The organism is Pseudoalteromonas aurantia 208, assembly GCF_014858725.1.
Taxonomy (GTDB): domain Bacteria; phylum Pseudomonadota; class Gammaproteobacteria; order Enterobacterales; family Alteromonadaceae; genus Pseudoalteromonas; species Pseudoalteromonas aurantia.
This window is the reverse complement of record NZ_AQGV01000009.1, coordinates 298,637-312,493: the sequence shown is the minus strand read 5'-3', so window position 1 is coordinate 312,493 and position 13,857 is coordinate 298,637. Positions and strand designations below refer to the sequence as shown.

Below are 13,857 nucleotides of genomic sequence, written 5' to 3'. Positions count from 1 at the left end.
ACTATTATCAGGTGTGTATAGAATACAACGTCATTTACATATGTCTATAGTTACGCCAATAATTTCAGTTTTACGTTCACCAGTGCAGTTTGGTGCCGCGTGTTTTGCGCTTTTTGTATCAGTCATGCTGTATGTAGGTTATTTACTGAATAATTATTACCAACAGCAAGAACGGCAAACATTACAACAGCAGCTATCGCAGTACCATCATCAACTTGATACCAAACTATCATACGTTGGGCATTTGTTATATTCGATTGATTCTTATTTGGTACCTAGTTTTGAAATGGACCTTTTCAACCAAGTCGCACAGTCCCAGCTTCCGGGCAGTGACGTTGAACTACGGCTAGAACTGTATCGAATCATTAGTGCTGAACAAGTGGCGAATGTGGAAGCCAGTCAGAAAAGTCAGGGCTTTTTTGATTATAAAGTACGTTTAGCGCAAGCACACAGCCAGCATTACCTGACATTGATGAACGTGGCCCCAATGGCCGAATATGGGCATACAATGGGGGAAAGCTTGAATTTTACCGAGCAACAAATCAACGCCCTTTATGAACAACAAAGTCTGATGGCCATCAATTGGCGAGATCAAGATAAATGGACATTACTGGTACAAAGGCCTGATCACGATGGAGCTGCATCAGCATTGGGTATTAGCTTTGAATTACCAATTTTACTAGAAGGTTTGTTTGGTCATATTTACCAGACAAGTCAGCAGCACATTCGTGTTTTAACACAACAACAGGTGCTGTTTAGCTCTGATTGGCAAAACACGCATAGTTTAGAAAGTCGACAAGTAGGTGCATATCAACATATTGACTTTTATGGTCAAGAGTTGATGTTACAGTTATTTAGTCAGAAGCAATTGGCCCCCAGTTTACTTGAAAATAGACAATTGATGATCGCAGGATTCATTGTGGTGGCAAGTCTATGTGCATGGCTCGTATGGATGCAAGTACGATATTTGGTTTCTAGGAATAACGTTGTTAACAGGATAGTGGTTGAGCGCACCACAAGCCTAGCGCAAGCCAATGAGCGGTTAAGTGTTGAATCGGATAGACGTTTAGCGGCTTTACAGCAGCAGATCAGTGCTGAAAGAAAGTACAAAAGTCTATTTTTAAACAGTAATGAAGGGCTTTTTGTACTTGATGGACACGGTCAACTTATTGATGCTAACCCTGCATTTAGACGCCTGCTTATCGGCGTAGAGGACAAACCCCTCGGGGCGTATTTAAGCCAATATATCGTTGATGATGAGTTCGCTACGCAGTGGCAAGCCATCATTGATCAGAAAACGCGACATGACGAATTAGAATGGTTAGCGCAGGTAGAGTCTAAAGATAGTCTTTGGCTTAGACAAACAGGAAGTTGGTTACATAGCCCAAATGGGACCTTGTATGAAGGGCGTGTAACAGATATTACGCAACTTAAATTATTTAATGAACAACTCAAGTACAAAGCTCAGCATGATAGTTTAACGGATCTGATTAATCGGCAAACATTCTTGAATTTGGTTGAAACGTGTCGAACGGCCACAGAGCGAAAGTATATATTGCTATATATTGATTTAGATAGGTTTAAGTTGATTAATGATACCTTAGGTCATCTCGCTGGAGACCGACTGTTGGTTGAATTTGCAACACGTATGCGAATATTGCTAGGGAGCTTTGCTGACATTGCGCGTTTGGGAGGCGATGAGTTTGCAGTATTAATTGATTTTGCCAAATTGCCGATGCCATTAGAGGGCGTACTGGAAGATATTCTGGTAGAAATACGTAAACCTTTTGTATATCAAGAGCAGAGTCATTGTATTAGTGGCAGTGTTGGGGTTAGGAAGTTTACCGTTCCATGTTTGAATTATGAAGCAGAAAAGCTGCTGCATGATGCGGACATTGCTATGTATGAGGCAAAAAAGCGAGGTAAAAATTGCTATCACATCTATAGTTCAGCGATTGCCTGTGAAGCTTCTAGGAAACTGAGAGTCGAGCGCGCATTACATGATATGACGTTAGACACTGAGCTTAAATTACAGTTTCAGCCTATTTTTTGTCGAGATGGCAAGGTGTTGCGAGGCTTTGAAGCGTTAGTGCGGTGGCAAAGCCCAGAGCTGGGCTTTGTCAGCCCTGCAGAGTTTATTCCAATCGCGGAAGAATGTGCCAAAATAAACGTGCTAGGTCAGTGGGTGTTTCGTGAGGCACTATCGTTTATGAGTGAGCATAACTGTGAAGGGCTGTTTATGAGTGTGAACGTGTCTCCCTTGCAACTACAAAGTGGGATGTTTGTACCTTGGTTAAAGCAATTGTTTGCTCAGTATGATGTGTCACCGCAACAATTTAAAATTGAATTGACTGAATCTGCGATGATGATGGTGGAGGACAGTTTGATTGAGCCATTAGAGCAACTGCATGAACTTGGATTTGGTATTTATATCGATGATTTTGGAACTGGTTTTAGTAGCTTAGCTCGTTTAAGCGTATTGCCTGTGGATGGTTTAAAAATTGATAGGGCATTTATTGACGGTATTGAGTGCGCTGGCAGCGCTCGTCAGCTGATAGAAGCAATTTGTGCAATTGCGAAAAGTTTTGATTTAGAAGTGACCGCAGAAGGAATTGAAACACCAGAACAATTGGCCGTATTAGGGGTATTGCATTGTCAACAAAGCCAAGGTTACCTTATGAGCAAACCATTAAAACGTCAGGCAGCAGCAGAATTACTTATTCAGACCTATGGTAGGCCATATTTAGAATTGGTTACGCAATAGGCATTCAGTACTGAGAATGTAATACAAACCCATGTGAGTATCTGATTTTGTGCTTTACTTGATATTGACTTTAAGCAATGAGCAATGGAGCCATATATGCCAAAAGTAACCTCTGTTACGAATAATACATTTTGTTGGGCTGAATTATGCTCGAGTGACTGGTCAGCAGCAAAAACATTCTACACCGAATTATTTAACTGGCAGTTTGATGATCAACCGATTGGTGATGATTACTATTACACGATGCTGCAAAAGGATAAAGATGATATAGCCGCCATGTATCAAATGATGCAAGAACAAGTAGACGCACAGGTTCAGAGCCATTGGTTGGCGTATATTGCAGTTGAAAATGTTGATGTATTAGCCGTTGAAGCGCAAAGTTTAGGCGCACACATTATTCACGGGCCACATGATGTGCCTGGTGCAGGCAGAATGGTTATGATGAGCGACCCAACAGGTGCTTTAGTTGCATTGTGGCAAGCGAAGGAGCACTCAGGTTGCCAACGAAAATTAGAGTTTAATGTACCGTATTGGCATGAACTGGCATCCATAGATGTCGCAGCAAGTACCTCTTTCTATACACAGCTTTTAGGGTGGAAAGCCGAGGTTATGCCTATGGGGGAGTCACAATATACCCTGTTTAGCGTCAATTCAGAGCCTGTTGCAGGGTTAATGGAAATGACATCAGAGTGGGATGAAAGTATTACGCCACATTGGATGATTTATTTTTCTGTGCGAAGTTGTGATGCAATGGTAGCGCAAGCGGAGCAACTCGCTGGCACAGTATGTGTGCCACCGACTGATATTGTGCAAGTGGGTCGGTTTGCTGTATTGAGCGACCCTAGCGGCGCTGTATTTTCAATTTTAGAGTCGACCTCAGGAGATATTATTGACTCTGAACAATAGGCAGAGATTGCGGTAACTTGATCACTTCACCACCACATTTTGCAAAGCTCTGAAGCAGTGTGTCAATTAAAGCTTGCAGCTTACCAGAGTGATGTAATGCCTTAATTGATGCATCTAATGCGCTGACCAGTTTTACGTGGCGCTGGTGCACGTAATGATAGATGCGGTGAGGTTTAGCGTGCAGAAGTTTAATGTACACTTTTTTAATTCCTGCGGTGCACAAAGAGCCGCTGGGAAATACGCTGTTTGCTAACAGTATATTTGCTTGTTCTTTTACCAATGCTTGGAAAGCAGAAACGTCATTTTGCACAGCAGTACAGCTTAAATCTTTTTTGGCGCAATAGTGTTCCGCAATGAGGTTACCGTGAATACGCAATATGGGATCTTTTAGGTTTACCTGGCAACTGTGTGGTTTAAGGCAAAAAATGGCTAATTGAGATTGCGCAATGGGGGTTGGTATTTTTATTACGTTTTTGTACGTTGTCATCACAACATCAACACGACCGCCTTCCGCATCGAGTAGGCCCTGATCCACATTTTTTAATCCTCGGTAACTGGGTAAAAATATCACTTCAGGAACGATGTTCAATGGCTGATAAATTTCGGTCATGATGGCGGTAACCTGTTGCTGACCTAGCTGATAGGAGAGTGCTTCACTGGCATTAATTGTGTAGGGCTTTGCATTGCAAGGGAGGATAAAAAGTACTGATATAATCAGTAGTAATGTGCGCATAGTGAGTTTACCTGTCCATAAATACGTAAGTTAATGATTGTTGTTTTTGCATATTGATTGCTTAGCGCTGGCTTGATTTTTATGTATCTTACCCCAAAAATATTAGTTCAAATTATGTAACGTGAAAGCGTTTCGGGTTAAATATTGTGTAGGGTAATTAGGAATTGATATGAATAAACACATTGTTATCACAGGGGCCAATAGAGGTATTGGGTTAGAGTTTTGCAAGCAGTATGCTTTAGCAGGTTATCAGGTAACAGCCATTGTTCGTCGTTCATCTGATGCCCTTGCACAGCTGAATGGGGTCAATATTGTAACTGACATCGATGTAAGCAACACGGCGGACATTACTGTGTTACAGGAGGCTTTATCTGAACAACCGATAGATGTCCTTATCAATAACGCAGGGGTATTTAGTAATGAAACACTGACTGATATGGACTTTTCAGCTCTAGAACGACAGCTACAGGTAAATGCCATTGCCCCAATTCGTGTTGTGCATGCATTACAGCAGAATCTTTCACCCGTTGCTAAAGTTGCTATGATCACCAGCCGAATGGGATCAATTGCAGATAATAGCTCTGGCGCATATATTGGTTATCGCATGTCCAAAGCCGCATTAAATGCCGCGAGCGTGAGCTTAGCGCATGAATTAAAAGATCAAGGTGTCGCGTTAACATTGTTGCACCCAGGGTTCGTACAAACTGAGATGGTGAATTACGCAGGAGATATTTCAGCTGAGCAAGCAGCGTATAGGTTAATTACCCGTATTGAGGAACTGACGCTTGAATCCAGTGGCAGCTTTTTACATGGGAATGGTGATCCACTTCCTTGGTAAAAAACATTTTATTTAGGGAAGAAGTGTCGACCATAGAGTCAATAAAGTTTAGTTTATTTATGCTAATATGAGCACATCAATTGAGTTCACCTGAATGCAGATTATCTATGGAATTATCACAAAATACACCACTTACTTTGCCGCTATTTTTATTAAATGATGAAATCGAAACGCGTAATATTGACATGCCTGATTTGGTGTTAAATGTTACGCTCGATGAAACACTTCTGGCTAATTTATGTCAAAACCCGAGATCAGATGAAAGTGTCAGTATTACTTTAGATACGTATGATCTTGAAGTGAGAGATGTCACATTTTCAGCGTTAGCAACAGGCTCACACCAAGCACAGTTATTACTGAATCATGGCCCGGTATTGAGTGCCGTACTCAGTGATGAATCTGAGCAAGTTTTTATTTCCCCTCCGGTAGAGATGATGCCGACCTTTGATTTAGGCGAAGAAGTCGAGGAGGATTAATGCAAAAACGCTTCTGGACCCTATTGATTGGCTTTTTATTGCTTTGTGGGTGTACCGCAATTGGTTTTAGCAAATATGATGATTTGTTTGGTAAAGCGCAAACTCAAGCACGTTTGAGTAGTGGTCAGTATGGTCTCGCAGCAGAATATTTAAAAGCGGTTAAGCCTGTTTTAGATACACGGTGTGTGGTGTGTCACGGCTGTTATGATGCACCGTGCCAACTTAAGCTATCTTCACCTGAAGGGATTGACCGAGGGGTAAGCAAAACACGGGTCTATGACGGCACAAGGTTATTGGCTCAACAGCCAAGCAGGTTGTTGTATGATGCAGTGGACACAAAGCAGTGGCGTGAAAAGGGATTTACACCGGTATTGAATGAGCGAGTACAGACAGAACAGGCGAACTTGTTAGGGAGTGTATTATACAATAGTTTGCTGTTAAAGATGGGTCATCCGCTACCATCGCAAAGCATACTGGGTGAAGAGTTTGATTTTTCATTAGACCGTACCCAGCGCTGTGCAAATATGGATGAGTATTCCGCATTGGCACGACATCAACCTCATGCGGGGATGCCTTATGGATTGCCAGCTATATCGCCACAAGAGTTCAATACCCTAACATCATGGATGCGCAAAGGCGCCAAAATGGCCCATATTCTCCCACCCACAGAGGAGGATATAAAGCAGGTGTCACAGTGGGAAGCATTTCTAAATCAAGATAGCCTAAAGCATCGATTGGCTGCGAGATATATTTATGAACATTGGTACCTTGCCAATATTTACTTTCCTACCAAGGTAAAAACAGCATCACCGAGCTTTTTTAAGTTGGTACGCTCGACTGCCCCCCCAGGGCAAGAAATTAAACTCATTGCAACTCGTCGCCCGTATGATGATCCGCAAACTGGGCGTGTCTATTATCGGTTAATGCATGAGCGTACTACCATATTAGCCAAAACGCATATGCCGCTTGCGCTAGATGGAAAGAAGATGCTGCGGTTATATCAGCAGTTTATTGGTGCGGATTATGACGTCACGTATTTGCCGAGTTATGATGCCAAGGTTGCGTCGAATCCATTTAAAGCGTTTTCACAAATCCCGGTAAAATCTAAATATCAATTTATGCTTGATGAAGCGGAATTGATCATTAAGGGTTATATCAAAGGTCCCGTGTGTAGAGGACAAGTGGCATTAAATGTGATTAATGACCAGTTTTGGGTGGCGTTTGTTGATCCGGATAAAAACAGTTCTCCAGAAGTGAGTGAGTTGTTGTTATCGCATGATGATGAGTTGGCTTTGCCTGCTTCAGAACAAAGTAATGTGTTGCCGGTATCTAGTTGGACGAAGTATGCAACTCAGCAGCATGCCTATCTAAAAGCTAAAACAGCATTGGCCAATAAGTTACTCGGGGATGGGGAAAACTTAACCCTAGATTTATTGTGGCAAGGGGATGGGCATAATCAAAACGCTGCGCTAACGGTATTTCGCCATTTTGACAGTGCAACGGTGGTAAAAGGCTTTGTTGGACAAAAACCAAAAACAGTTTGGGTACTTGACTACGCATTATTTGAACGTATTCATTATTTGCTGGTGGCGGGCTTTGACGTATACGGTAATATAGGCCATCAGTTAAATACGCGCCTATATATGGACTTTTTACGTTTAGAGGGTGAACAGAACTTTATTAACTTTTTGCCAAAAAGTATTCGTAAAGAAGTGCGAGATCATTGGTATAGGCGTTCACATGTAAGTTTAAGTGAGTTCATAAATCGTAAGGCGTTATGGGGTGCGCCAACGGGTATTGAGTTTGTAACGAATTCACCAAAAGATGAGCTACTTGATAAGTTTCAACAACATTTGGCACCCGTATTGAGCCAAGAATATGATTATAGTGCTGTTCCTGAGGCATTTAAAGCACTCAATCACCTGCCTGCCACGACCATAAATTTACTGCCTCAAGTGTCATATATTTTGCAGAAAGGCCCAACAGGGCAGAGCCATAACGCCTACACGTTGATCCATCATAATGCGCATTATAACATTTCAAGCTTGTTGAATGAAAAGAGTCAGCGAGCCTATCAAGAAGACAGAGCCACATTAGTCCCAGGGTTTATCGGAGATTACCCCGAAGCGATCTGGTATTTGCCAAATGAAGTACATGCAACAGAGTTTATTTCGCAACTGCAAACGGTTGCAAGTGAAGCAGATTATCGCGCTTTAAAAGCGCAGTTTGGTATTCGTCGGACGCACCCGCAGTTTTGGCAGTACAGTGATATATTACATAACGTTGCGAAAGAGTACCGGGGTGCAGAGTATGGACTGTTTGATTACAATAGACTGGAAAACCGTTAGATGTTAATGATTTAATAAGCTAACGGTTTTAGTTAGGGAGCGTTACAATATACTCGCGGCTTTAACAGCGGCGAGTAATACAGATTCATCTAAACGAACTTTGTAGTTTGGGTTCGTATATTGAAATTGCACCAGTCCTTTTTTGTCGACTACAAATACCGCTGGTACCGGTAAGGCGACTTTGCTTTGTCCGTCTAAATCAACAAAATTGACACCCATACGATCGCGGTATGCTTTGGCTGTTTTCTCATCTAAGAAATACGCAACACCCAGAGCCTGTGCTAATGCCAGTTTACTATCAGATAGTAACTGATAATTAGGTGAGTCGATTTTGCTTTTTGCCAATGCTGCTGGGCTATCAGGAGATACCGCGATGATTTTTGCACCATAGCCTGCAATTTGTGCTTCAATTTTTTGGATCCCAGCTAATTGACGAGAGCAATATGGACACCATCCACCGCGATAAACGACAATGACTGTTGCTTTATTGTCGGCATATAGGTTGTTTAAATTGACTGATTTATTGTCTTTATTTCTTAACGTCAATTGAGGGGCGTCTAAGCCTGGTAACAAAGGCCTAACGCGTTCAGGGGCAGACTCAATATTAGTAACTTGAGCCGCGTGAGTGATTGGGCTTACGAAAAAGCCAATTATAATAATTGATATAGCTGTTAGAAAACGCATAAAACTCTCATGAATAAATTAGTGACTTGTATTAGAACGGACCAGTGGCGAATTTCTTTCAGTGGGGTATCATATTGCCTTTGAAATGATCATAGAGAGAGCACAATGTCTGCCAATGTCACTAAACTGGTTGTAATGCTAGAAATGCAAAACGCCATGAATACAAAAGTTCATGAACAGTGGTTTAACCAAGGGTTTGATTGGTATCGTGCTATCTGGGTTGAATGTGCAGAAATGCTCGACCATTACGGTTGGAAGTGGTGGAAAAAGCAAACACCTGATACAGAGCAAGTGATACTAGAGTTGGTGGACATATTTCACTTTGGTTTGTCGCTACGTATTGATGGTGAAACATCATATCAGGCGCTGGCGCAGCAGCTTGATACACAATTGCAGCAACCGCATTGTGGCGCTGACTTTAAACAAACACTAGAGCAATTGGCTGCATCAGCTGTTGCGGATAAAACGTTTAATGCAGAAGCCTTTGCTGGGTGCATGCAGCAAATTGACATGAGTATTGACGATTTATATCGCGGTTATGTTGGTAAAAATACGTTGAACTTTTTCCGTCAAGATCATGGTTACAAAGATGGTACGTACATCAAAGTATGGAATGGTCAAGAAGATAACGAGCACCTAGTTGACGTAGTAAAAAGCCTCGATACAGAGCATCCAGATTTTGCCAAAAATGTATATGCTGGTTTAGTTGCGCGTTACCCGAGCTAGTTTACTCATCTGTTAATGGGAGTAAGTGGCGGTAATCAGTCACACATTGATAGCCAGTGATTTTATTCGCTGGCTGTTTGCTGTCAGGGTTTGCGACTGCGAGCAAATGGGCAATACCATAGTGCTTGGCGGCATCTAAGACGGCTAAGCTGTCATCCACGAATAAAGTGCGCTGCTTATCAAATTGCAAGTCAGCTTGTACTTGTTGCCACAGAGATTGGCTTTCTTTACTTACACCGTATTGGTGCGTGGAGATAATTTTGTCTAAGTAGATGTCAAACTGTGTGCGCTCTATTTTCAACGATAAGCTACCAGGGTGGGCATTAGTGAGTAATATTAGCTCTTTACCGGCTGCTTTGAGAGCTTGTAAAAAAGCGGGAGTGTCGTCACGAATGGTAATTAGGTGCTGAATTTCTCGCTTAAGGTCCATAATGGGCAAGTCGAGTTGTGCTTGCCAATAATCTAAACAATACCATTGTATTTGGCCGCCAACGGCTTCGTAGCGCTTCATAATTTCAGCTTTCGCATCGGTTAAGCTAATCCCCTGTTTCTTGGCGTACTCCCGAGGGATCACATCGAGCCAAAAATGACTGTCGAAATGGAGATCCAGTAGTGTGCCATCCATATCAAGTAAAACGGTGTCGATATTTGACCAATTTAGCATAGGCATTTTTCGTTAAAGGCTTTATGATTAAGTTACCGTCATGATAGCAAAAAAACGCCTATGTCACAGAAAAAGCACCCTTGTCCACCTGAGATCATGACTTGTGAAGTCGTGGCTAAAAGTAAACTGTTTACTGTGGAGTCACTCGACTTGCAGTTTTCCAATGGCGTGCAACGCCAATATGAACGAGTTCGTGGCGGCGGTCGTGGTGCGGTTATGATCGTCCCAATAACGGCTGAAAATGAACTACTCTTAGTGAGAGAGTATTGTGCTGGTACGCATGATTATCAATTAGGCTTCCCGAAAGGGCTTATTGATCCTGGTGAAACACCGCTTGAAGCTGGAAATAGGGAACTAAAGGAAGAGGTGGGCGTGGGAGCGAAACAGTTCACAGATTTAAAAACGCTGTCTTTAGCACCGAGTTACTTTAATGCCAAAATGCATGTACTTGTTGCTCAGCAGCTTTACGTACAAAGCCTTGAAGGTGATGAACCTGAACCCTTGGTCGTTGTTAAATGGCCATTACACGATTGGCAATCTTTGCTAACTCAAGTGGACTTTACAGAGGCTCGAAGTGTTGCCGCATTACTGTTATTACAGCAATTTTTAGCATCGGAGGAGTAAGTTTGCACTCATTATTGGAGCCTTGTATTACGCTTGCCGCGCAAGCAGGCGCCGCGATATTGGAAATTTATAAAAATGACGATATTGGCGCGCGAGAAAAGTCAGACAAGACGCCCGTGACTTTGGCGGATATTGCCGCCAATGAGGTGCTTATGGCTGGGCTACAACAGTTAACCCCTGATATTCCTATTATGTCAGAAGAAACACCAATCCCTGAATTATCACAGCGAGCATCTTGGCACCGCTATTGGTTACTCGACCCACTGGATGGTACAGGAGAGTTTATTTTAGAAAGTGGCGACTTTGCGGTCAATATTGCTTTGATTGAGAATAATAAACCCGTGTTGGGGGTAATATATTGGCCGACTGAAAATACCACTTACTATGCTGTTCATGGCGGCGGGGCGTTTAAACGTTCAGCGACACAGGACACGCAAATCTATGTATCAAAGCCAAATAACCTCACTGTTGCAGTAAGCCGTAGACAAAAATTGGAAGTTGTCAGTCAATTTATTGAACGGCAGTTTGACACAGTTGCATTAGGGTCTTGTTCATTAAAGGCATGTATTATCGCGGAAGGTCAAGCAGATTGCTTTTTACGGGTTGGTCCGACGGGGGAGTGGGATACCGGCGCATCTCAAGTAATAGTGGAAGAAGCGGGGGGATGTATCACTGACGCAGAGTTTAATCCACTTACTTATAACCAAAGAGAGAGTATCGAAAACCCAGACTTTATTGTGATGGGCCACCAAGATTGGCCTTGGCAGACAATGATCACACCACATCAACGACGGTCACTGTCTAAATAATGCACAAGGTCGGTAATTATTTACTTGCGTTTTGGTATATAAAGCACTTAACGAAAATTAAGTGCTTAATTGCTTGCATTTAAAATAGAATCCTATACTATAGCGACCTCTTCAAAAGACAAGTTTAAAACATTGTTTTTTAGGAGAATAAATTTTAAGCGATTTCACTTAAAATTACAGGCGCGGGATGGAGCAGCCTGGTAGCTCGTCGGGCTCATAACCCGAAGGTCGTCGGTTCAAATCCGGCTCCCGCAACCAATTCTTTTTTGATTTGGCAGCCAGTTGTCATGTAGAGCAACTTTAAATAATTTCTGCAGTACAGGCGCGGGATGGAGCAGCCTGGTAGCTCGTCGGGCTCATAACCCGAAGGTCGTCGGTTCAAATCCGGCTCCCGCAACCAATTCTTTTTTGATTTGGTAGCCAAGTTGTCATGTAGAGCAACTTTAAATAATTTTTGCAGTACAGGCGCGGGATGGAGCAGCCTGGTAGCTCGTCGGGCTCATAACCCGAAGGTCGTCGGTTCAAATCCGGCTCCCGCAACCAATTCTTTTTTGATTTGGCAGCCAGTTGTCATGTAGAGCAACTTTAAATAATTTCTGCAGTACAGGCGCGGGATGGAGCAGCCTGGTAGCTCGTCGGGCTCATAACCCGAAGGTCGTCGGTTCAAATCCGGCTCCCGCAACCAATTATTGTTTGATTTGGTAGCCAAGTTGTTATGTAGATCAACTTTAAACAATTTCTACAGTACAGGCGCGGGATGGAGCAGCCTGGTAGCTCGTCGGGCTCATAACCCGAAGGTCGTCGGTTCAAATCCGGCTCCCGCAACCAATTCCTGTACATAATTCTACTTATTTCTTCTTAATATATCATTCTTGGTACTTCTCAATTATTTCCTAAAGACTCCCTTTGCCTTATCTTATGTTTTGAATGACGATTAGAAAATGAGGTTTACTGCTTGCAAAACATGTGAAGCGTGATTGGCAATGAGAAGAAGGTATAGCGATGACGCCAACGCCATACCTACAAACAGGTTAAAATTGTCTAGCGTATTCTTCTGCTTGACGCCACACCCTTAAGGTATTTCCCCCTAAGATTTTCTTGATTTGGCCTTGGGTATAATTTCTATCTAAAAGACCTTGTACTAAATTAGGATAAGTCGACACATCTTTTAGACCAATAGGCAGAGAGTCACCTACTCCATCGTAGTCAGACCCAATACCAACATGATCGATGCCAATTAGCTTAACAACATGATCTATATGATCAAGAACTTGTTCAAGCGTGGCAAATGGGAAAGGGTTTTTTGCACGGTATGCAGCCGCAAAATCGGTTGGAGTATTGCCGCTCTGTTGTGCTGCTTTTTGTGCTTTATTGCGCACATCATACCAACTTCGAGAGCTTGCCGTGACAAAGCTTGAGCCAAAATTTATCTGGATAACACCACCATTTTTTTTGAGTGCTTTTAACATTTTGTCATCCATGTTGCGCTCAAATCCAGGGGTATATTTACGTAATGATGAGTGAGATGCGATAACGGGTACTTTGGATATTTCCATTGTTTGATAAAATGCGGCGTCAGAAATATGTGATACATCAATGAGCATTCCGATTTTGTTCATTTCAGTTACTAGGTTCTTACCGAATGGGCTGAGTCCTTTCCATTTCCTACGAATATCATAAGATGAATCAGAAATATGGTTACTTTGTGAGTGTGCTAAGGTGATATAGCGTACACCGCGGTCAAAAAAGTGCTTGAGGTTTTTCAGCTCCCCTTCAATAGGTGAGCCATTTTCCATCCCCATCGCAATAGACATCTTCTTTTGTTTAAAGTGTACATAAATGTCTTTGGTTGAGTATGCAATTGCAAACTTATCAGGGGCTCTGAATGCCAGAGCTTCCATGCCATCAATCAGTTGATTAGCTAGCTGATAGCTTTTACCTTTCCCTTCAAACTCTAAGTTGGCCGGAATATAAATAGACATAAAAGGGGCGTTTAACCCCCCTTTTACCGCTCTGGGATAATCAAAATCACCTGACTTGGTGGCCTTACTTACGTCATCCCATTGTTCTTTAAGTCGATATGGTACATCAATGTGTGTATCAATCAGGATGTTTTGTTGTGCGAGACGATGGGCGAGCTCTGATGCTTGATAATCTTTTGCATGTACACCGGATATCATCAGTGCTAGTGCGCAAAGAGAATAACGTAAGGTCATGATTTTGCCTTTTTAGTTTAGTTATTAGCTCTAAACTATAACTGAAAATACAAGAGGGAAAAACCAGCT

General features: G+C 42.4%; 12 protein-coding genes and 5 tRNA genes. 13 read left to right on the top strand and 4 right to left on the bottom strand.

All coding sequences use genetic code 11. From position 1 onward, the window contains the following. Positions 1-40 precede the first annotated feature (40 nt). Positions 41-2,764 (top strand): putative bifunctional diguanylate cyclase/phosphodiesterase, encoded by a 2,724-nt coding sequence (locus tag PAUR_RS01445; RefSeq protein WP_192506045.1) that lies wholly within the window; start codon positions 41-43, stop codon positions 2,762-2,764. Positions 2,765-2,860: 96 nt separating this feature from the next. Then, positions 2,861-3,670, top strand: coding sequence for a VOC family protein (locus tag PAUR_RS01440; RefSeq protein WP_192506044.1), 810 nt, complete (start codon positions 2,861-2,863; stop codon positions 3,668-3,670). Here PAUR_RS01440 and PAUR_RS01435 read toward each other — a convergent pair. After that, a complete protein-coding gene (locus PAUR_RS01435) occupies positions 3,651-4,403 on the bottom strand; it encodes a hypothetical protein (protein ID WP_192506043.1) in 753 nt (250 codons plus the stop codon). The genes PAUR_RS01440 and PAUR_RS01435 overlap by 20 nt on opposite strands. A 169-nt stretch (positions 4,404-4,572) precedes the next feature. Between PAUR_RS01435 and PAUR_RS01430 the strand changes: the two genes are divergently transcribed. The 3 genes from PAUR_RS01430 to PAUR_RS01420 all read left to right on the top strand — a co-directional run bounded on the left by PAUR_RS01430 (position 4,573) and on the right by PAUR_RS01420 (position 8,065). Next, positions 4,573-5,241 (top strand): SDR family oxidoreductase, encoded by a 669-nt coding sequence (locus tag PAUR_RS01430; RefSeq protein WP_192506042.1) that lies wholly within the window; start codon positions 4,573-4,575, stop codon positions 5,239-5,241. Between the two features lie 107 nt (positions 5,242-5,348). Next, positions 5,349-5,717, top strand: coding sequence for a hypothetical protein (locus tag PAUR_RS01425; RefSeq protein WP_192506041.1), 369 nt, complete (start codon positions 5,349-5,351; stop codon positions 5,715-5,717). Further along, positions 5,717-8,065: a fatty acid cis/trans isomerase gene (locus tag PAUR_RS01420; RefSeq protein WP_192506040.1), complete on the top strand. Its 2,349-nt coding sequence runs from the start codon at positions 5,717-5,719 to the stop codon at positions 8,063-8,065. Before PAUR_RS01425 ends, PAUR_RS01420 begins: the two co-directional genes overlap by 1 nt. Positions 8,066-8,107: 42 nt before the next feature. Here PAUR_RS01420 and PAUR_RS01415 read toward each other — a convergent pair whose 3' ends face one another. Beyond that, positions 8,108-8,749, bottom strand: a complete 642-nt coding sequence (locus PAUR_RS01415; protein WP_192506039.1) for a peroxiredoxin-like family protein — start codon at positions 8,747-8,749, stop codon at positions 8,108-8,110. 105 nt (positions 8,750-8,854) lie between these two features. Between PAUR_RS01415 and PAUR_RS01410 the strand changes: the two genes are divergently transcribed. Continuing rightward, positions 8,855-9,475 carry a dUTP diphosphatase gene (locus PAUR_RS01410; RefSeq protein WP_192506038.1) on the top strand — a complete coding sequence of 207 codons (621 nt, stop codon included), beginning with the start codon at positions 8,855-8,857 and terminating at the stop codon, positions 9,473-9,475. 1 nt (position 9,476) lies between these two features. On the opposite strand, the gene yrfG is transcribed toward PAUR_RS01410, so the two are convergent. Beyond that, positions 9,477-10,139 carry a GMP/IMP nucleotidase gene (gene yrfG, locus PAUR_RS01405; RefSeq protein ID WP_192506037.1) on the bottom strand — a complete coding sequence of 221 codons (663 nt, stop codon included), beginning with the start codon at positions 10,137-10,139 and terminating at the stop codon, positions 9,477-9,479. A gap of 60 nt (positions 10,140-10,199) precedes the next feature. On the opposite strand from yrfG, the gene nudE reads away from it, so the two are divergent. The 7 genes from nudE (at position 10,200) to PAUR_RS01370 (ending at position 12,400) form a co-directional block, all read left to right on the top strand. Next, positions 10,200-10,763 carry an ADP compounds hydrolase NudE gene (nudE, locus tag PAUR_RS01400; RefSeq protein ID WP_192506036.1) on the top strand — a complete coding sequence of 188 codons (564 nt, stop codon included), beginning with the start codon at positions 10,200-10,202 and terminating at the stop codon, positions 10,761-10,763. A 2-nt stretch (positions 10,764-10,765) separates the two neighbouring features. After that, on the top strand, positions 10,766-11,572 hold the full coding sequence (gene cysQ, locus PAUR_RS01395; protein ID WP_192506035.1) for a 3'(2'),5'-bisphosphate nucleotidase CysQ: 807 nt from the start codon (positions 10,766-10,768) through the stop codon (positions 11,570-11,572). Between the two features lie 181 nt (positions 11,573-11,753). Beyond that, positions 11,754-11,830: transfer RNA gene (locus PAUR_RS01390), tRNA-Met, on the top strand. A 65-nt stretch (positions 11,831-11,895) separates the two neighbouring features. Continuing rightward, positions 11,896-11,972: transfer RNA gene (locus PAUR_RS01385), tRNA-Met, on the top strand. Positions 11,973-12,038: 66 nt separating this feature from the next. Continuing rightward, a tRNA-Met gene (locus PAUR_RS01380) sits at positions 12,039-12,115 on the top strand. A 65-nt stretch (positions 12,116-12,180) separates the two neighbouring features. Continuing rightward, positions 12,181-12,257, top strand: a tRNA-Met gene (locus PAUR_RS01375). Positions 12,258-12,323: 66 nt separating this feature from the next. Then, positions 12,324-12,400, top strand: a tRNA-Met gene (locus tag PAUR_RS01370). A 203-nt stretch (positions 12,401-12,603) separates the two neighbouring features. Here the strand turns inward: PAUR_RS01370 and PAUR_RS01365 are convergent. Continuing rightward, positions 12,604-13,788 (bottom strand): dipeptidase, encoded by a 1,185-nt coding sequence (locus PAUR_RS01365; protein ID WP_192506034.1) that lies wholly within the window; start codon positions 13,786-13,788, stop codon positions 12,604-12,606. Between the last annotated feature and the right edge of the window lie 69 nt (positions 13,789-13,857).